Annotated in this window: 1 other RNA gene; it reads right to left on the reverse strand. The window is 57.2% G+C overall.

Features of this window, described 5'->3' with window-relative positions:
• Positions 1–70: 70 nt before the first annotated feature.
• Positions 71–441: a transfer-messenger RNA gene (gene ssrA, locus AADR41_RS42400) on the reverse strand.
• Positions 442–460: the final 19 nt, after the last annotated feature.

The raw sequence follows: 460 nt of genomic DNA on the forward strand, positions 1-460 counted from the left end.
GTGCGGAAATGGCACACGCAAACAACAAAACGCTTGCTGGCGCGTCAATGTATCAACGCCAGCAAGCACTGAGTGGAGATGGCGGGAATTGAACCCGCGTCCTTGAAAGACCGTCCAGACATTCTCCGGGCGCAGTCGATGCTGTCGTTATTGCTCGGCTCCTGCACTCACACCGACATGGTGCAGACAAGCCCAGTCACGGAAACGTCCCGTGCAGCCTCCGTGACCACGGCCGCACGGCAAGCCTTCTAAACGAGGCCAGGATCCGGACGGAAGGCTACATCCGGGCTGACCCTTCGATCACTGATCAGGCAGCGAGAGCGAAGTCAGTGCGAGTGTTCTCGGCACTTATAGGTTCCCAAGGATCGTTAACGAGTTGACCCTGGGTCCTCGGCCCGCTTCTCCTGGAACAACCATTCCAAGTCGAAACCAGTCATCCCCCTGTTGAGTTGTATAGGTT

The organism is Streptomyces sp. CLV115 (genome assembly GCF_038448545.1).
GTDB lineage: Bacteria > Actinomycetota > Actinomycetes > Streptomycetales > Streptomycetaceae > Streptomyces > Streptomyces sanglieri.